The sequence below is a fragment of the Rhodococcus sp. 27YEA6 genome (assembly GCF_044908235.1).
Taxonomy (GTDB): Bacteria; Actinomycetota; Actinomycetes; order Mycobacteriales; family Mycobacteriaceae; genus Rhodococcus_F; species Rhodococcus_F qingshengii.
On record NZ_JBIYCY010000001.1, the window covers coordinates 934,388 to 950,063 of the forward strand.

Annotated in this window: 19 protein-coding genes; 7 read left to right on the forward strand and 12 right to left on the reverse strand. The window is 63.9% G+C overall.

The window, feature by feature from the left end; translation table 11 throughout:
* Positions 1–4: 4 nt before the first annotated feature.
* Positions 5–1,030, reverse strand: coding sequence for an agmatine/peptidylarginine deiminase (locus tag ABH939_RS04595; protein ID WP_404649384.1), 1,026 nt, complete (start codon positions 1,028–1,030; stop codon positions 5–7).
* Positions 1,027–1,974 carry a nitrilase-related carbon-nitrogen hydrolase gene (locus ABH939_RS04600; RefSeq protein WP_404649385.1) on the reverse strand — a complete coding sequence of 316 codons (948 nt, stop codon included), beginning with the start codon at positions 1,972–1,974 and terminating at the stop codon, positions 1,027–1,029. Before ABH939_RS04600 ends, ABH939_RS04595 begins: the two co-directional genes overlap by 4 nt.
* A 149-nt stretch (positions 1,975–2,123) precedes the next feature.
* Between ABH939_RS04600 and ABH939_RS04605 the strand changes: the two genes are divergently transcribed.
* On the forward strand, positions 2,124–2,741 hold the full coding sequence (locus ABH939_RS04605; RefSeq protein WP_030536334.1) for a TetR/AcrR family transcriptional regulator C-terminal domain-containing protein: 618 nt from the start codon (positions 2,124–2,126) through the stop codon (positions 2,739–2,741).
* Here ABH939_RS04605 and ABH939_RS04610 read toward each other — a convergent pair.
* The 3 genes from ABH939_RS04610 to ABH939_RS04620 all read right to left on the reverse strand — a co-directional run bounded on the left by ABH939_RS04610 (position 2,738) and on the right by ABH939_RS04620 (position 6,681).
* Complete coding sequence (locus ABH939_RS04610; protein ID WP_003946397.1) at positions 2,738–4,264, reverse strand: APC family permease; 1,527 nt, start codon at positions 4,262–4,264, stop codon at positions 2,738–2,740. The genes ABH939_RS04605 and ABH939_RS04610 overlap by 4 nt on opposite strands.
* Positions 4,261–5,160 carry a universal stress protein gene (locus tag ABH939_RS04615; protein ID WP_007727555.1) on the reverse strand — a complete coding sequence of 300 codons (900 nt, stop codon included), beginning with the start codon at positions 5,158–5,160 and terminating at the stop codon, positions 4,261–4,263. The genes ABH939_RS04610 and ABH939_RS04615 overlap by 4 nt, the downstream gene beginning before the upstream one ends.
* A gap of 90 nt (positions 5,161–5,250) precedes the next feature.
* Positions 5,251–6,681 carry a gamma-aminobutyraldehyde dehydrogenase gene (locus ABH939_RS04620; protein WP_003946421.1) on the reverse strand — a complete coding sequence of 477 codons (1,431 nt, stop codon included), beginning with the start codon at positions 6,679–6,681 and terminating at the stop codon, positions 5,251–5,253.
* Between the two features lie 169 nt (positions 6,682–6,850).
* On the opposite strand from ABH939_RS04620, the gene ABH939_RS04625 reads away from it, so the two are divergent.
* Positions 6,851–8,368, forward strand: a complete 1,518-nt coding sequence (locus tag ABH939_RS04625) for a PucR family transcriptional regulator (protein ID WP_003946355.1) — start codon at positions 6,851–6,853, stop codon at positions 8,366–8,368.
* 36 nt (positions 8,369–8,404) lie between these two features.
* Here ABH939_RS04625 and ABH939_RS04630 read toward each other — a convergent pair whose 3' ends face one another.
* From ABH939_RS04630 to rpmB, 7 genes are all read right to left on the reverse strand, one after another.
* On the reverse strand, positions 8,405–9,766 hold the full coding sequence (locus tag ABH939_RS04630; protein WP_099698243.1) for an NAD(P)/FAD-dependent oxidoreductase: 1,362 nt from the start codon (positions 9,764–9,766) through the stop codon (positions 8,405–8,407).
* Between the two features lie 154 nt (positions 9,767–9,920).
* On the reverse strand, positions 9,921–10,385 hold the full coding sequence (locus ABH939_RS04635) for a hypothetical protein (RefSeq protein WP_007727550.1): 465 nt from the start codon (positions 10,383–10,385) through the stop codon (positions 9,921–9,923).
* A gap of 19 nt (positions 10,386–10,404) precedes the next feature.
* Positions 10,405–11,343 carry an AEC family transporter gene (locus ABH939_RS04640; protein WP_003946401.1) on the reverse strand — a complete coding sequence of 313 codons (939 nt, stop codon included), beginning with the start codon at positions 11,341–11,343 and terminating at the stop codon, positions 10,405–10,407.
* Positions 11,344–11,473: 130 nt separating this feature from the next.
* The gene (gene rpsR, locus ABH939_RS04645) at positions 11,474–11,731 is read right to left on the reverse strand and encodes a 30S ribosomal protein S18 (RefSeq protein WP_003946414.1); all 258 of its coding nucleotides are present in this window, start codon (positions 11,729–11,731) and stop codon (positions 11,474–11,476) included.
* Positions 11,732–11,740: 9 nt separating this feature from the next.
* Positions 11,741–12,046, reverse strand: a complete 306-nt coding sequence (rpsN, locus tag ABH939_RS04650) for a 30S ribosomal protein S14 (protein WP_003946379.1) — start codon at positions 12,044–12,046, stop codon at positions 11,741–11,743.
* Positions 12,047–12,048: 2 nt separating this feature from the next.
* Positions 12,049–12,213 carry a 50S ribosomal protein L33 gene (gene rpmG / locus ABH939_RS04655; protein ID WP_003946358.1) on the reverse strand — a complete coding sequence of 55 codons (165 nt, stop codon included), beginning with the start codon at positions 12,211–12,213 and terminating at the stop codon, positions 12,049–12,051.
* Between the two features lie 4 nt (positions 12,214–12,217).
* Positions 12,218–12,454: a 50S ribosomal protein L28 gene (rpmB, locus tag ABH939_RS04660; RefSeq protein ID WP_003946346.1), complete on the reverse strand. Its 237-nt coding sequence runs from the start codon at positions 12,452–12,454 to the stop codon at positions 12,218–12,220.
* Positions 12,455–12,558: 104 nt separating this feature from the next.
* On the opposite strand from rpmB, the gene mrf reads away from it, so the two are divergent.
* The 5 genes from mrf to ABH939_RS04685 all read left to right on the forward strand — a co-directional run bounded on the left by mrf (position 12,559) and on the right by ABH939_RS04685 (position 15,623).
* Positions 12,559–13,812, forward strand: coding sequence for a ribosome hibernation factor-recruiting GTPase MRF (gene mrf / locus ABH939_RS04665; RefSeq protein ID WP_387480195.1), 1,254 nt, complete (start codon positions 12,559–12,561; stop codon positions 13,810–13,812).
* Positions 13,809–14,063 carry a type B 50S ribosomal protein L31 gene (locus ABH939_RS04670; RefSeq protein ID WP_003946367.1) on the forward strand — a complete coding sequence of 85 codons (255 nt, stop codon included), beginning with the start codon at positions 13,809–13,811 and terminating at the stop codon, positions 14,061–14,063. Before mrf ends, ABH939_RS04670 begins: the two co-directional genes overlap by 4 nt.
* Positions 14,063–14,236: a 50S ribosomal protein L32 gene (gene rpmF, locus ABH939_RS04675; protein ID WP_007727540.1), complete on the forward strand. Its 174-nt coding sequence runs from the start codon at positions 14,063–14,065 to the stop codon at positions 14,234–14,236. Before ABH939_RS04670 ends, rpmF begins: the two co-directional genes overlap by 1 nt.
* An 18-nt stretch (positions 14,237–14,254) precedes the next feature.
* Entirely contained in the window at positions 14,255–14,866 is a 612-nt protein-coding gene (locus ABH939_RS04680; protein ID WP_003946409.1) for a trimeric intracellular cation channel family protein, read from the forward strand.
* 70 nt (positions 14,867–14,936) lie between these two features.
* Positions 14,937–15,623 (forward strand): response regulator transcription factor, encoded by a 687-nt coding sequence (locus tag ABH939_RS04685; protein ID WP_003946387.1) that lies wholly within the window; start codon positions 14,937–14,939, stop codon positions 15,621–15,623.
* Positions 15,624–15,676 lie beyond the last annotated feature (53 nt).

Genomic DNA, 15,676 nt, shown 5'->3' on the forward strand with positions numbered 1-15,676 from the left:
GCCGTCAGTCTTGTTCAGCGGGCTGGTGCTGGGTGATGCAGTGGATGCCGCCGCCACGTTCGAACAGCGGTCTGGCGTCGACGGTGACGACGGTGCGCCCGGGGTAGGCGGCCGCAAGGATCCGGGCCGCTTCGGCGTCGGCCGGATCGTCGAAGCTGCAGGCAATCACTCCGCGATTGACCACGAGATGGTTGATGTAGCTGTAGTCGACGAATCCCGCGTCGTCGCGCAGGATTTCGGGAGCGGGTACCCGAATGACCTTCCACGGCCGGCCGCCGACGTCCGTCGAGCTTTCGAACAACTCGATGATCGTCTTGCTGACGGCGTAGTCAGGGTGCACCGGATTGCGTTGGTCATGGACGAGTACCACTCCGGGGGAAGAGATGGCAGCGACGATGTCGACGTGTCCGCGCGTTCCGTAGGTCTCCTGATCGCGAGTCAACCCGCGGGGAAGCCAGATCACGTGCTTGGCGCCGATGGTGCGGGCGAGTTCGGCCTCGATGTCGGCCTTCGTCAGGTCGGGGTTTCGCCCCGGATCGAGTTGGACGGTTTCGGTGACCAAGACGGTGCCGAGACCGTCGACCGCAATACCGCCGCCCTCGTTGACGATTGGTGAGTCGATCAACTGGGTACCGGATTGTTCGACGACAAACGCGCCGATCTTCGAGTCCTTGTCCCACTGCGCCCAATCCTGTGCACCCCAGCCGTTGAACACCCAGTCGACTCCGCCGAGACGGCCTTCGTCGGACAGGACGAACGTCGGCCCGATGTCGCGCATCCACGCGTCGTCGAGAGGTGCCTCGACGATGTCGACCTTCTCGGACAGGTACTTTCGTGCTTCTTCGACTTCGGCGGGATCGACGACGACGGTGACCGGCTCGAATTCGGCGACGGCGTGGGCGACGGCCGCCCACGTCGAGCGCGCTTCGTGTTGTTCTTCCGCGGTGTCCCCGAGGGAGTATCCGGCGCTCGGGTACGCCATCCAGGTACGTTCGTGCGGCTCACTTTCCGCGGGCATGCGCCAGGTCATCGGTTGGCTCCTGCAGTGTTCACCGGTGCGGTCAGGCCCGAGTAGGTGTCGGGTCGGCGAGTGGCCAGGAACGGGAACAGCGCAAGCCAGTCTTCACGGTGCTGTAGATCGAGATCTGCGACCAGGACGGCTGATTCGTCGCGCGGAGCCTGAACGAGGATGCGTCCGTACGGGTCCGAGATGAACGACGAACCGTAGAAGTTGATGAGACCTTCACTGCCGTGGCGATTGGGGACAACCATGAAAGTGCCGTTGGCGATACCGTTTCCGACGATCACTTGCTGCCACAGCGGTTGGGTGTCGAAGTTCGGGTGATCGGGTTCCGAGCCGATCGCCGTCGGGTACACCAAGACCTGGGCACCGGCGAGGGAGTATGCACGTGCGACCTCGGGGAACCACTCGTCCCAGCATGTCGGGAGTCCGAACTTGGCGCCGAGTGCCTCGTGAACGGGGTATGCGTCCACGGACGGACCGCCGCGAAAGTACGTGTCCTCGTAGTACCCGGCCGTCACCGGAATGTGGAGCTTGCGGGTACGACCGAGAAGTTCACCCCCGGGCGAGACCAGGATCGCGGTGTTGAAGCCCAGGCCGTCCTCGGCGTCGCTGCGCTCGTACAACGACGCGTGAACGAGAACCTGGTTCTCCGCAGCGGCTTTGGTGGCGAAGGCGAAAGTGGGTCCGGTGAGCAGGTCTTCCGCCGCGCGTCCGGGATTGTCGCCGGCCGGGGTGGAGGCGGGGTAGCGGCTGAGCGTCAGCTCCGGAAGAAAGACCACGGAAGCGCCCAGCTTCGCTGCGGACGCAATGCCTTCGCTCAATTCAGCGTGGAGGTCGTCTTGGTCCTCGTGCCAGCGATGTTGGACGAGACCTACACGCAGAGGGGTGGACGTGGACGGCGAAGTCGCGGCCGGTGACTCGGGTGGGGTGAGGGCGGTGATCGTCAGCATGGGGTTTCCTCGGTGCTCGGGTATTCGACGTTCAACGTAAAACGAATGTGATTCGTTAAGTATGGTGGGTGAGCGCTGATTGATCAAGGACTTTCGAGGAATTGTTTTTTGCAGCGCCCCGAACGGTGTGGATCACTACAGGAGGACATATGCCGCGGCCATCGCAACGACTGCTCTCACCGGCGATCATCACCGAGGCAGCGATCGAGTCGGTGGACGAATCCGGCGACTTCACCATGCCGGGACTCGCCGCAAGACTGAAGGTTCGACCGTCCTCGCTCTACAACCACGTTTCCGGACGAGCCGAGATCGTCGAACTGATGAGGGCGCAGTTGATGGCAGGAATCGACGTCGAGTCGGCCTCGGGGACCTGGAGTGAGACCGTCGCGGCGCTGGCAGCCGAGTACCGGCGAAGCTACGCCGCGCATCCTCGTCTGATTCCGCTCTTCACGGCCCAGACGGTGCAGGCCGGTGTGGCGTTCACCCTCTACAACGCATTGGCGCAGGCATTTGCCGATGGTGGCTTCGACCCGACCGAAACACTGCACGCGATCACGACCGTCGACAGTTTTGTTCTCGGCTCGGCCCTGGACCTGGCGGCGCCGGACGTCCAGTGGGCGTCGGGACCCGAAGCCAACGACGCGATGAAGGCGGCGTTGGCAACGTCCGGGAAAAATCCCGAACGTGCCGACGCCGCCTTCGAATTCGGCTTGCGCGTGTTGATGGCGGGCCTGATCGCGCAGGCCCCCGAATCTACTGTCTCCTAGGACACGCTGAGGTCGTTCTCGTCGCGCAGAGCCTCCGTGTCGCGGTTGAGGGTCTTGCCCTCGAAGAACTCGGGATTGCGTACTCGCATGACCATCATCAGGACCGCGCCGAGGATGAGGATTCCGAAGCCGAGGAAGAAGACCAGGCCGATTCCGCCGATGGATGCTCCGCTGGCATTGTCCGGATTCATACTCTCCTGGACCGAAATGACGAACACCGCAAGCAGCATGAGGCCACCGATGAGTGGGAACGCGAGCCGGAAGACGAAGTTTCGTACGCTCTCGAAAAGCGTCTTGCGGAAGTACCACACGCACGCGAATGCGGTGATGCCGTAGTACCAGCAGATCATGATGCCGAGTGCGGCGATCGTGTCGAGCAGAGCACTTTCGGACAGGAACGTGACGACGCTGTAGAACACTGCGGTTACCGCGCCGGCCACGACGGTCGCGTACGACGGCACCAGGAACCGAGGCGAGACCTCGGCGAGCTTCTTGGGGAAAGCTCCGTATGCACCCATGGCGAGCATGGTTCGTGCCGCGGGCAGGAACGTGGTCTGCAGGCTGGCGACTGAAGAGACGAAGACCGCGAGGAACAGAAGCATTCCGCCCCAGTTGCCCAGGACCGGGTCGGCCAGAGCGCCGAAGACGTTCTCGGAGTTGTCGGGATTGCCGAGGCCGAGGCCTTCCTCGCCGACGCCGGCGTACATCATCGCGGCAACGGCGACCAGCAGGTAGGTAAGGAGAATGGTTGCGACACAGAGCAAACCGGCGCGGCCGGGGGTCTTCTTGGGGTTCTTCGACTCCTCGCCCAGCGTGAGACAGGTATCCCAGCCCCAGAACGCGAAGATCGATCCGGTGAGTCCGATGACAAACGCACCGATGGCGAGTCCGCTGAACGGGTTGAACCAACTCAGGTCGAAGGACAATCCGGCCGGGGCGTCGCCGGCGCCGACGTGAACCAGTGCAACGACGGCGAAGACGACCAGCAGCACCATCTGGAAGCCGACGAGCGCGAACTGTACGCGCTCGCTGGTGGTGATTCCCCGACTGGCAATCCAGGTGGCCAACGCGATGAACACCAGTGTGGTGCCGACGTTGACGAATTTATTGCCCGGCAGGTCGGCGATGGAGGGATTGTCGGCCACCCGCGCGATGAACAGATAGAAGAAGTCGACGGCAATTGCAGCGAGGTTCGAGAGCACGATGATGGTGGCGATCACCATGCCCCAGCCGCACATCCAGCCGACGTACGGTCCGAATGCCTTGGTGGACCACGTGAATGACGCTCCGCAGTCAGGAGTGTCGGAGTTCAGTTCGCGGTACGCGTACGCGGTGAGGAACATCGGGATGAAGCCGGCGATGAAGATGGCGGGCATCTTGAGACCGACCGCGGCGACGATCAATCCGATGCTGGCCGTCAGGGTGTAACCCGGTGCCACGGAGGAGATTCCGAGCACCGCGCCGGAGATCATGCCGATCTTGCCGGTGGCGAGGCCTTTGGAACTCAGTTCGGTGCTGGTCATGACAGTGCCTCCGGCTGGGTGAATTCGTGCTTGGGCACTACGACCATGGGTACGGGCAGTACGCGCAGCATCTTGGCGGCGGTCGAGCCCAGGAAAAGTTTGCGGGGCTGGGCGAGGCGACTTGAACCGACCATCACGAGATCGCCGTCCTGCCAGTCCAGTTGACGCACTGCCGATTCCACGGTGGACCCGTCGGCGATGATGACCTCGATGGGGAACTCCGCGGGGAGCGCGGCTCTTGCGACGTCGAGTGTGTCCTGAGCGTGATTTCGTGCACGCTCCCTGGCCGACTCGGCGGTGTCGCGATGATCGCGCAGATCGTTCTGGGGGTCGAGCGCTACCAGTGAGACCAGTCGCAGCGGAACCTGCATCAGTTCGCTGGCGCGCACGGCGGTGTTCAAGACGATGTCGGCGCCGACACGGGTGCCGAGTGCACAGGTGACCTCTCGTATAGCAGTGGCCGCCGAGTGCCGCGTTCCGCGAGGCGCCAGTGCTACCGGGACATGGGCGGAGTGAAGCAGTTCGGTCGAGACCGAACCTATCGCGTGACGGCCGAGCAGACCGTCGCCGGAAGCTCCCACCACGATCGCGAGCGCATTCAGTCGGTCCACTTCGTCGAGCAGGCCCTGAGCGAACGACTCGTGGAAGCTCAGGTGTACTTCCACCTGGATGTCCTCGGGCACCGACGCTTTCGCCTCGGCGAGCCAGTCGTGTGCACGCGCGGCGAGGATGTCGTCGTAGCCGGCTTCCGAGGGAACCTTGGCCGGCAGTGTCCGATCCGGTGGGAGGACCATGCAGATGTCGAGTTGCGCGCCGAGACTGCGCGCGAGCTGGGCCCCGAGGACCAGCCCGTCTTTACCGCTGGGTGTGGCGAGGTATCCGACGATAAGGCGCATGGTGGCTCTTTTCCGGATTGGAGGAATCTGCTGTGCGCCTTTATTAACCGCGGGGGGTTGATAAAGGCGCACAGCAGGAGGGGCGGCGACTCAGTCGTGCGAACTCATGACGTGCTTGAGACGGGTGTAGTCCTCGACTCCGTAGGCCGAGAGATCCTTGCCGTAACCGGAATACTTGAAGCCGCCGTGCGGCATTTCGGCGACGAGCGGGATGTGGCAGTTGATCCACACCGCACCGAAGTCGAGAGCAGCGGAGACGCGTTGCGTGACACCGTGATCCTTGGTCCAGATGCTCGAGGCCAGGCCGAACCGAACGTCGTTGGCAAGCGTGATCGCCTCCTTCTCGTCGGAGAAGCTCTGGACTGTGAGGATAGGACCGAAAGTCTCTTCCTGCACGATGTCGTCCGATTGCGCGACGCCGGTGATGACGGTCGGCTCGAAGAAGAATCCGGTTTCGCCCGAACGCTTTCCGCCGGTAACGATCTTGGCCGACGCCGGCAGGTTCGCGATCTTGTCGCTCACGGCGTTGAAGTGATTGATGTTGTTGAGCGGGCCGTAGAAGGCATCAGGATCGGAAGGCGCTCCGGGGCGCAGCTTCTCGGCGTTCCGGACGAGGGCTTCGACGAGCTGATCGTGGATGGACTCGTGAACGATCACGCGAGTGGCCGCGGTGCAATCCTGGCCGCCGTTGAAGAACGCTGCCTCGGCGATGCCGGTGGCGGTCTTCTCGATGTCGACGTCGCCGAAGACGATCGCCGGCGCTTTGCCGCCCAGTTCGAGGTGCGCGCGCTTGAGCTGCTGTGCTGCGGACACGGCGACAGCGATGCCCGCCCGCACCGAACCGGTGATCGAGACGAGACCGAGGGCCGGGTTCTCCACCAACGTCGCTCCGGTTCCGCCGTTGCCGAGCACGACGTTGAACACGCCGTCTGGCAGGATGCCCTTCGAGAGCTTCGCCAGGACCAGCGTGCTGCCCGGTGTGGTGTCGCTGGGCTTGAGGACGATCGTGTTGCCGGCCGCGAGGGCGGGCCCGATCTTCCACAGCGCCATCATGAACGGGTAGTTCCAGGGCGTGACCTGACCGACGACGCCGATCGGCTCACGACGGACGTAGGAGGTGAAACCCTCCATGTACTCTCCGGCCGCCTTGCCCTCGAGAAGTCGTGCGGCTCCGGCGAAGAACCGCATCTGATCGGCTCCGACCTTGACCTCTTCGTCGGCGATCATCTGGTGGGCCTGGCCGGTGTTGGCGCTTTCGGCTGCGACGATTTCGTCGCTGTGCGCTTCGATGGCGTCGGCGAGCTTGAGGAGTGCAGCCTGCCGCACGCTCGGCGTCGTCTTGCCCCAGGTCTCGAATGCTCTCTGTGCGGCTTCGACGGCGGCGTCGACGTCTTCCTTCGTGGAGACCGGCGTACGCCCGACCACACTCTCGTCCACGGGGTTGATCAGGTCAAGTGTTTCCGTCGCGGCTGAGGCGACGAATTCACCGTTGATGTAGTTCTCGAGTACGACGATCGACATCGGTACCGGTTCCTCTCGAGGTCGAACGAGTTCCGGCCGAGGTGATCAGCACGGAACTCGCACTTTGTGGGGCGTGTGTGAGCAAGTGTGCGCTGACTCACAAGTAAAGGCAGCTGCCAAAAAGGTGAAATCTTTGATCGCCGACGCGCCGAGTTGTACAGTCCAGCCCATGACGATCGCTGTGCGGTGGATGTTGGCGCAGCCGGACCTCGCGCTGGAACTCAAAGGCGGCGCCCAGGGCGTCGGTCGCGAAATCACATTTGCGCACGCCACGGAGTTGCTCGACCCTTTCCGGTGGTTGACCGGCGGCGAATTCATCCTCACCACCGGCATCCGATTGCCGTCCACTCAGCAAAAGCGCGGCCGCTATCTCCGAATGCTCGACGCGGCAGGTGTGGCGGCGGTGGGATTCGGAACCGGGCTCTCGTACCCCGAGGTCCCGGCCGATCTGGTGGCCGTCGCCGACGAGATCGGACTCCCGCTGATCGAGGTGCCGCTGCCGACGCCGTTTGCTGCCGTCGTCAAGCGCGTAATGAGCCGGTTGGCAGAGCAGGAATATGAAGCTGTCCTCCGGGCGTCGCGGGCGCAACCGCGGATGACGCGTGCCGTCATTTCCGGCGGAACGGCTGCGACCGTGCGTGAACTGGCGATCGCGACTTCGGCGACGGTGCTTCTTCTCGACGTCGCCGGACGAGTTCTCGAGAGCTCACCTCAACTGCCGACGGACGACGTGATCGACGAACTGCGAGCAACCCTCGGGGGCGGTGCCTCCAGTAGCGTGACGCTCGCAAGGTCTGGAGCGTCGATCGCGGTGCAGCAGATCAGCGTCGGGCGAACGCCGTACGGATACCTGGCGGTGATCAGTGCTTCGGCGCTCAGCTACGTCGATCAGATACTGCTCGGTCACGCGAACTCGTTGTTGGCGTTGGACTTCGAGAAACCTGCGCGCCTGCGTGCTACTCAGGATCAGTTGAATTCGCACGCCCTCGGGCTGCTGCTCACCGAGGATCGCGACCCGGCGCCGGCGTGGCAACAGATCAGGCAGGCCGCCGACGGCGAGGGAATGATCCGAGGATTGACAGTTCTTGCCGACACGTCCGACGTAGCGGGACGCGTCGGAGCCGAGATTGCCGAGTTCATGAACAAGGCAGGGCGGCAGTTGTTCTCGCGGATCAACGACACTCGCGTCACGGTGCTGCTGCGTGGAACCGACGACGTCGAGTTCGCCCGAGAGCTGCTCGGCGGGGTATCGAGGTCGGATCTTCGCGCGCTTCGTGTCGGCTTGAGCGCGCGACGGGTGGTCGCTGCGCTGGCGGTCGCCGTCGAACAGTCCCAGTTGTGTGCGTCGGCGGCGGAAATCGGTGGCGAGCCTTTGGAATTCGCAGCTCTGACCGGAAGTGTGCTGCTGTCTTTCGATTCGACGCGTGAAGTGCTCAACACGCTGGCGGAAACGATGATCACACCGATCGAGGACTACGACCGTGACAACGGCACCGAACTGCTGGCGTCGCTGCGGGCATTTCTCGAGGCCAACGGACACTGGGAAGCGGCCGCCATCACGATGGGCGTTCACCGGCACACACTGCGGAGCCGAATGGCGAAGGTGGAGAGCCTGATCGACTGTCGGCTGGAAGTGGCCAGGGTTCGGGCCGAACTACTGCTCTCGATCATTGCCCGGCAATCGTGACTGCCGGGCAATGATCGAGACTTGGCAAAGCGGCCGTCAGGCCTTGCTGCGAGCGATGATGTCGGCTGCGGTTCGCTGACCCATCCGAACGGCACCGTCGACGTGCTGGTACCCCTCGGCCGCAATGTCGGAGCACGAGAAGTGAATCGGGCCGACGGGCGTGCGGGAATCCGCGCCGTAGCGGTGCAGGCCTCCGAGGTCGAAGCTCGCTGCGTACGCACCGCGGGTCCATTCCTCCGAGCCCCAGTCGGATTCGTAGTACACAACCGGCTCTTCGGCCTTCGGGCCGAGATAGCGGGCAAGTGAGGCCAGAATCGTGGCCTTACGCTCCTCGACGGAAAGCTCGAACATCGCGTCGGCCTTCTCGTCGGAGACGAAAGCGACCAGGGTGCCGCGATCGTCCTCGTGGTTGGTGTTGTCGTACACCTCCTGCACTACCTCGGACGCGCCGAAGCCGGTGCCGGAGAGGCCGTCTTCGCGCCAGAAAGGCGTCTCGTACACCGCGTGAACCTTGATGACGAGGCCGAGGGACTGGTGCTGGTGCATCTGGTGCTGACGACGCGGCAGCGGGGGATCGTACGAGATCCGGGAGTAGAGGTTGGGCGGTACGGCCAGGATCACTCGGCTTGCCTCGACGCGAACATCGCCGTCCGCCAACACCGTTGCACCGGATTCGTTCCACTGCACCGTACGCACGGGTGCGTTGAGGAAGACGTCGTCGCCGAGGGCCTCTGCCATGCGGATCGATACCTGCTGCATTCCGCCGATCACTCGCTTGTCGAGGATGAAGTCCTCGTCGACGAGATGGGAGAACGAGCCTGCGGAAGCGGCCATGAGTACGGCCTGCAGGGCAGAGAACGAGTGGGCGGGCTTGGTGAGCATGCCACCGGCGATGAAGAGACCGATGTTGTCACGTGCCTCGGCGTCGTCGGACTGATTGATCAGCCACTGCTTGAAGGAGACTGTGTCGAGATCGCGGGCGAGGGGATGTGCCCACGGTTCCTCGGCGCCGATCTGCGCTGCGAGATCGTCCATCTCGTCGATGAGACGGTCCATCTCCTTCTTCGTGGTGTCGTTCGTGGGGAAGGAATCACCCGTGTATCGCGTCCGCTCGCCCGCTGACGAGATGTAGACGGACTCGCCCTCGCGGTAGCGCTCGAAAGTTTTCAGGCCGAGTTCGTCGAGCAAGGCGATCAGGGCGGTCTGGTCGGGGGAGACCCACTGGCCGCCGATTTCCAGAACTGCTCCGTCGATGGTGTCGGTCCACGTGCGGCCGCCGACGCGGTCGCGCGCTTCGATTACAGCGACGGTCAAACCGGCCTTGCGCAGCGCGGTTGCAGCTGCCAGGCCAGAGGGGCCGGCGCCGACGATTGCAACGTCTCTCTGGAGAGTAGGCACTTGCGAGCTCCTTCATGTTGAGCACCGCTCGAGTCGAAAGCTGCCGACGAGCGAGTGAACGGGTGTCGGTTTTCAGTCTGTCCCGAGGAGACGCACACCACACCTGACGAAACGGCGTGTTCGATCGTCGAACTTGTGCCGTTTAGGCGCGCAGCTAGCCGTTGATGACGTGACGATCGCCGAGCGGTCGGCTCAGCGGGACATCCAAGCTGCCGAACACGGCAACCAGAATGCACATCTTGTCCGCGGCCTCGGGCAGTGCCCCGGTTCGGAGCGTGACGATCACCGTCGTATCGGTCTCTTCGACGGTTGCGTACGCGCCGTAGCACTCCGGAGTGCCGGTCACGAAGTGGACGGCCACCGTGTGATCGTCGACCTCGGACCACGATTCGAACATCGTGGCCGTCGCACCCACGATGTCGGTGCGGCTGTCGAACTCCGTGCCCATCTCGCTGTCGTCGACCTCGTCGGGAACGGGGGTTCCGAGCGACCAGTCGGCGGGACTTGCTTCGTTGGCCGCCATCGGATTCGGTGCGGCAACCGGCCCCGTGGTCTGGGCCCCGACGGAGCATCCGGCCACAGCAAGGCAGGCCAGAACGGCGAGGGTTAGTACACGCATGAATCCACCGTAACCCTGCTCAAGCGAGTAGCGCTGTGACCAGCGCAATTGCCGGAATTGACGCCAAAGTGGTGACAAAGGCACTGTCTCGGGCGAGGACCATTCCGCGCCGATAGCGGCTTGCGTAGATGAAGACGTTCTGCGCCGTCGGCAACGTCGAGACGACCACGATGGCGAACAACTGATGACCGTCGATGCCGAGGAGGAAATGCGCCATCAGATAGGCCAGCACAGGTTGGACCACGATCTTGAGCGTCGACGCCAGCGCGACGTCGCGGCGTGGACTCGAGCCCTTCTCCAGCACCCGCACGCCGTAGAGCGAGAGCCCGAATGCCAACAGCGCACCGGGTACCGACGTCGCGCCGATCAATTCGAAAGGCTGCATCAGCGGCCGGGGCGGTACCCAACCGATCAACGCGACGATCAACCCCGCAGCGCCCGCGAGCACGATCGGATTCTTGAACGGGGCGGTGACGGTGTCGATCAACGAGAGCTTCTCGGCATCCGCGCCGCGAAGGGCCGTCAGATCGAGGATCGTCAAGGCGATCGGGGAGTACACGACGATCTGAAAGAGCAGGAGCGGCGCGACGAACGTGGCATCGCCGAGCACGAACACCGCGATCGGGATTCCGAGGTTGGCCGAATTCACGTACGAAGCCGACAGCGCGCCGATGGTCAGTTCGGGTAGCGGCCGGTTGAGCCAGATCTTTGCGACGACGACGTACAGAGCGCCGACGGCAAAGGCAGTAGCCGACGCAACGGCGAGCGTCGGCGAGAAGATCACCGAAAGATCGGACGACGCGAGGGTGGTGAACAGCAGGGCAGGCGTCGCGACGAAGAAGACGAGTCGACCGAGAACGAACTGTCCTTGGCTACCGAGGGTGCCGAGACGGCCGAGGAGATACCCGACCGCGATGACAACAAAAATTACGGTGAAACCCGCAACAACTCCCGACACGCTGCGGGCACCTCTCGACTGGAATGAACGACTTCGGGAAAATCTTAGTCAGGGCAACAAAAAGGCCGCGCAGTCGAGTGACTGCGCGACCTCTTCGGTACTTCTACGTGTGACTACCGAGCACGTATGACTACCGGGCGGCGGTGAAGGGGAGCAACGCCATTTCGCGTGCGTTCTTCACTGCAACGGCGACCTGACGCTGCTGCTGCGGGGTCAGGCCCGTGACGCGACGGCTGCGGATCTTGCCGCGGTCCGAGATGAACGTGCGAAGCAAGTTGATGTCCTTGTAATCGACATGCGTGATCTTCGCTGCGAACAACGGGTTCTTCTTGGGCTTACGACCCTCTACGGGGCGTGGCTTCTTCGACGGTGAACGCTTGACTGCCATCCGACTTCCTTACCAGCTCGACTTGTGTACGCCAGGCAGTTCCCCACGGTGCGCCATTTCTCGCACGCGAATCCGGGAGAGCCCGAACTTCCGCAGGTGGCCGCGCGGACGTCCATCCGCAGCGTCTCGATTGCGCAATCGTACCGGACTGGCGTCGCGTGGTAGACGTTGCAGGGTCGCTTGGGCCTTCGCGCGCTCCTCTGCCGAGCTTTTCGGGGAGCGGATCGTCTCCTTGAGAGCGGACCGCTGCTCCGCGTACCGCTCGACGACGACCCGTCGCTGGTTGTTCTTCGCGATCTTCGACTTCTTGGCCATGCCTACTTCTCTTCTCGGAAATCGACGTGCTTTCGCAGCACCGGGTCGTACTTCTTCAGTACGAGTCGATCGGGGTCGTTACGACGGTTCTTGCGGGTCACGTACGTGTACCCGGTGCCCGCGGTGGACTTGAGTTTCACGATCGGGCGGATCTCGTTGCGTGCCATCTGCTCAGACCTTCTCGCCGCGCGCGCGGATCCGGGCGACGACGGATTCGATGCCGTCGCGGTCGATCGTCTTGATGCCCTTGGTCGAGAGCGTGAGTGTGATGCGACGCCCCTCGCTGGGCAGGAGGTAGGTCTTGCGCTGGATGTTCGGGTTCCAGCGACGGTTCGAACGCTTGTGAGAGTGCGAGACGGATTTTCCGAACCCCGGCACACGTCCGGTCACTTGGCAGTGAGCCGACATGGGTGTTCCTTTCAACTTGCAGATGACAATCATTTTCGACAATGCGGTGAGATCAATGTACCGTTCAACCTCGGTAATGACAATCATTCCCAGAAAGGCCCGCTGTGAACACGATCTTGGACGGCAGGACTCCGCTGGTCCTGGTCGCCGGCATGAGCGAATCCACCCCACACACCGCACGAGCGTTGCTGCGAACGGGAACTGTTCTGGTCCACCACGACCTGAGCCACGTCCGTGAAGGGGTGGTCCGGCGGACGGTCACCTCGATGACCGGGAGTGCCGGGTCTGCCGGCACTGTGTCCGAGCGCGAGACGATCCTCGAGCTCGCGCACGGCTGCGTCTCCTGCACTCTGCGCGAAGACTTGCTGCCGCTCCTGCGCCGGCTTCACTCGCACAGTTCGGTGCAGCGGATCGTGTTGCTGTTGGACCGGCAACTCGAGCCCGAGGCGCTGTGCTGGGCGATCGAGCACGTCGTCGTAACCGGCGTCGTCGGCCAACTGGACGGACCGGCGCAGCGGGACGTCCGCGTCGACGCCGTCGTGACGTGCATCGACGCGGCGACCTGGCTGGCAGACGCCACCGGCGACGAAGCTCTCGACGACGACCGCACCCTGGCTCAGGTCGTCGTCGGGCAGGTCGACTTCGCCGACGCGCTCGTCCTACGCGGGTCCGATGCGCTCGACGGCTGGCAGCGGTCCCGCTTGAACGCGGTTCTCGCGCGCATCGCTCCACGGGTACCCGTCTTCGATGAGGGAGACGACATCGAGGCACTGCTCCTCGAGGTGCCTGCGGATGCGCGACGCGGTGAACGGGCCGACGCTCACTCACCGCTGTTGCGTCGCCAGCCGCCGCTCGACGACGACGGCGGAGTGATGCTCGTCGAGTTCACCGCGAACCGGCCGTTCCACCCCGGTCGTCTGCACGAGGCGATCGACGTCCTGCTCGAAGGCGTCGTGTACTCCCGCGGACGAGTCTGGGTGGCAACGCAACCGGGTGAAGCGCTCTGGCTCGAATCGGCGGGCGGTGGCCTGCGAGTTGCCAGCGCGGACACCTGGCTTGCCGCGATGACGCCGGAGGAACGAGACCACGTTCCAGCTGAACGCCGTGCACTCGCGGCCCTGAAATGGGACGAGCGTTTCGGTGATCGCGACACCTCGATGGTCGTTCTGACGTGCGGTGCGAACCCGCTCGAGATCGACCGAACACTGCAGCACGCCTTGGTCACCGACGACGAATTGGCGGACGAAGCGTCGTGGGCAACGTGGGAAGACCCGTTCGGCGAGTTTCACGAAGACCCGTGTGACGAATCCGAATCACCTTATGCCGAAACCGAATCAACGCGAGAGGGAAACGAATGAAGAAGCAGATGCACCCCGACTACCACCCGGTGGTCTTCCAGGACGCCAGCACCGGCAAGAGCTTCCTGACCCGATCGACCGTGACGAGTGAGCGCACCGTCGAATGGGAAGATGGTGGCACGTACCCGCTGCTGGTCGTCGACGTCACGAGCGACTCTCACCCGTTCTGGACCGGAGCGCAACGTGTGATGGACACCGCCGGACGCGTCGAGAAGTTCGAGCGGCGCTACGGAAAGCGCAAGGCACTCTGATGGCCGTTCCCAAGCGGAAGATGTCCCGTTCCAACACTCGCAGCCGTCGTGCCCAGTGGAAGGCGACGGCGCCCGATCTGGTCGAGGTCACGGCCTTCGGCCAGACCCACCGGGTGCCTCGGCGACTGGTCAAAGCAGTTCGGCTCGGGGTGATCGACCCGAGCCGCATCTGACCGTGCGATCCTTGGCCGGTGCTGCTGAGGATCCTCGAACTGGTGGGCATCGTGGCGTTCGCGGCCTCGGGTGCCCTGGTGGGCGTCACCAAGCGACTCGACATCTTCGGGGTGTGCTCGGTCGGTGTGTTCACCGGCATCGGCGGCGGTATCGTCCGCGACGTTCTCCTCGGCGTCCATCCGCCCAGCTCTCTGAGCAGTTGGCCGTACTTCGGAACCGCCGCCGCCACCTCACTCGCCGTGTTCTACCTCCACGAGCCGCTCAATCGACTGCGTCGTGAAATCCTGGCGCTCGACGCACTGGGGATGGGCTTGTTCGCGAGCACCGGCGCCGTCATCGCGCTGGACAACAACGCCAGTTCGCTGGCGGCGACGTTGATCGGTGCGACCGCGGCGATCGGCGGCGGCGTGATCCGCGACGTTCTCGTCAACGAGGTGCCACTGCTCCTGCACAAGGACCTGTACGCGGTTCCCGCACTGCTCGGCGCTGCGTTGGTGGTCACAGTCTCGCAAGCCGGACTGTCCACTAACGCCGCGCTGGTGTGCGGCACGGCGTTCGCCGCGGTGTTCAGACTGCTTGCGTTATGGCGTCATTGGAGCCTGCCCGGGCCGAGGCGAACCCGGGACTGACCGCGACACGCCGGAGGCCGGAATCGGACCCTCTCAGCCGCATCTCAGCACTTCAGTCCAAACTGTCGGTATGCGTATTTTGGTGGTCGACGACGACCGGGCGGTTCGCGAGTCGCTTCGGCGGTCGCTCAGCTTCAACGGCTACACGGTCGAGCTCGCGGTCGACGGGCTCGACGCACTCGAGAAGATCCTCGCCAACCGGCCCGACGCCGTCGTGCTCGACGTCATGATGCCGCGACTCGACGGACTCGAAGTGTGCCGTCGTCTTCGCAGTGCCGGCGACGACCTGCCCATCCTCGTGCTCACCGCCCGCGATTCGGTCAGCGAGCGAGTGGCCGGTCTCGATGCCGGAGCGGACGACTACCTGCCCAAGCCCTTCGCTTTGGAAGAGTTGCTTGCCAGGTTGCGTGCACTACTTCGCCGCACCGCGCCCGATCTGGACGCCGATTCCGAAATGATGGCGTTCGAGGACCTCACCCTCGACCCGGTCACCCGTGAGGTCAAGCGCGGCGAACGATCGATCAGCCTGACGCGCACCGAGTTCTCCCTCCTCGAAATGCTCATGGCCAACCCACGCCGCGTGCTGACCCGTGGACGCATTCTCGAAGAAGTGTGGGGATACGACTTCCCGACGTCCGGCAATGCCCTCGAGGTGTATGTCGGCTACCTGCGTCGCAAGACGGAAGCCGACGGCGAACCGAGGTTGATCCACACCGTCCGCGGAGTCGGCTACGTCCTGCGGGAGACGCCTCCGTGATCACCGCTCCGTTCGGCAAGAACGCCGAACCGAAGAAATCCTCCACCACCCAA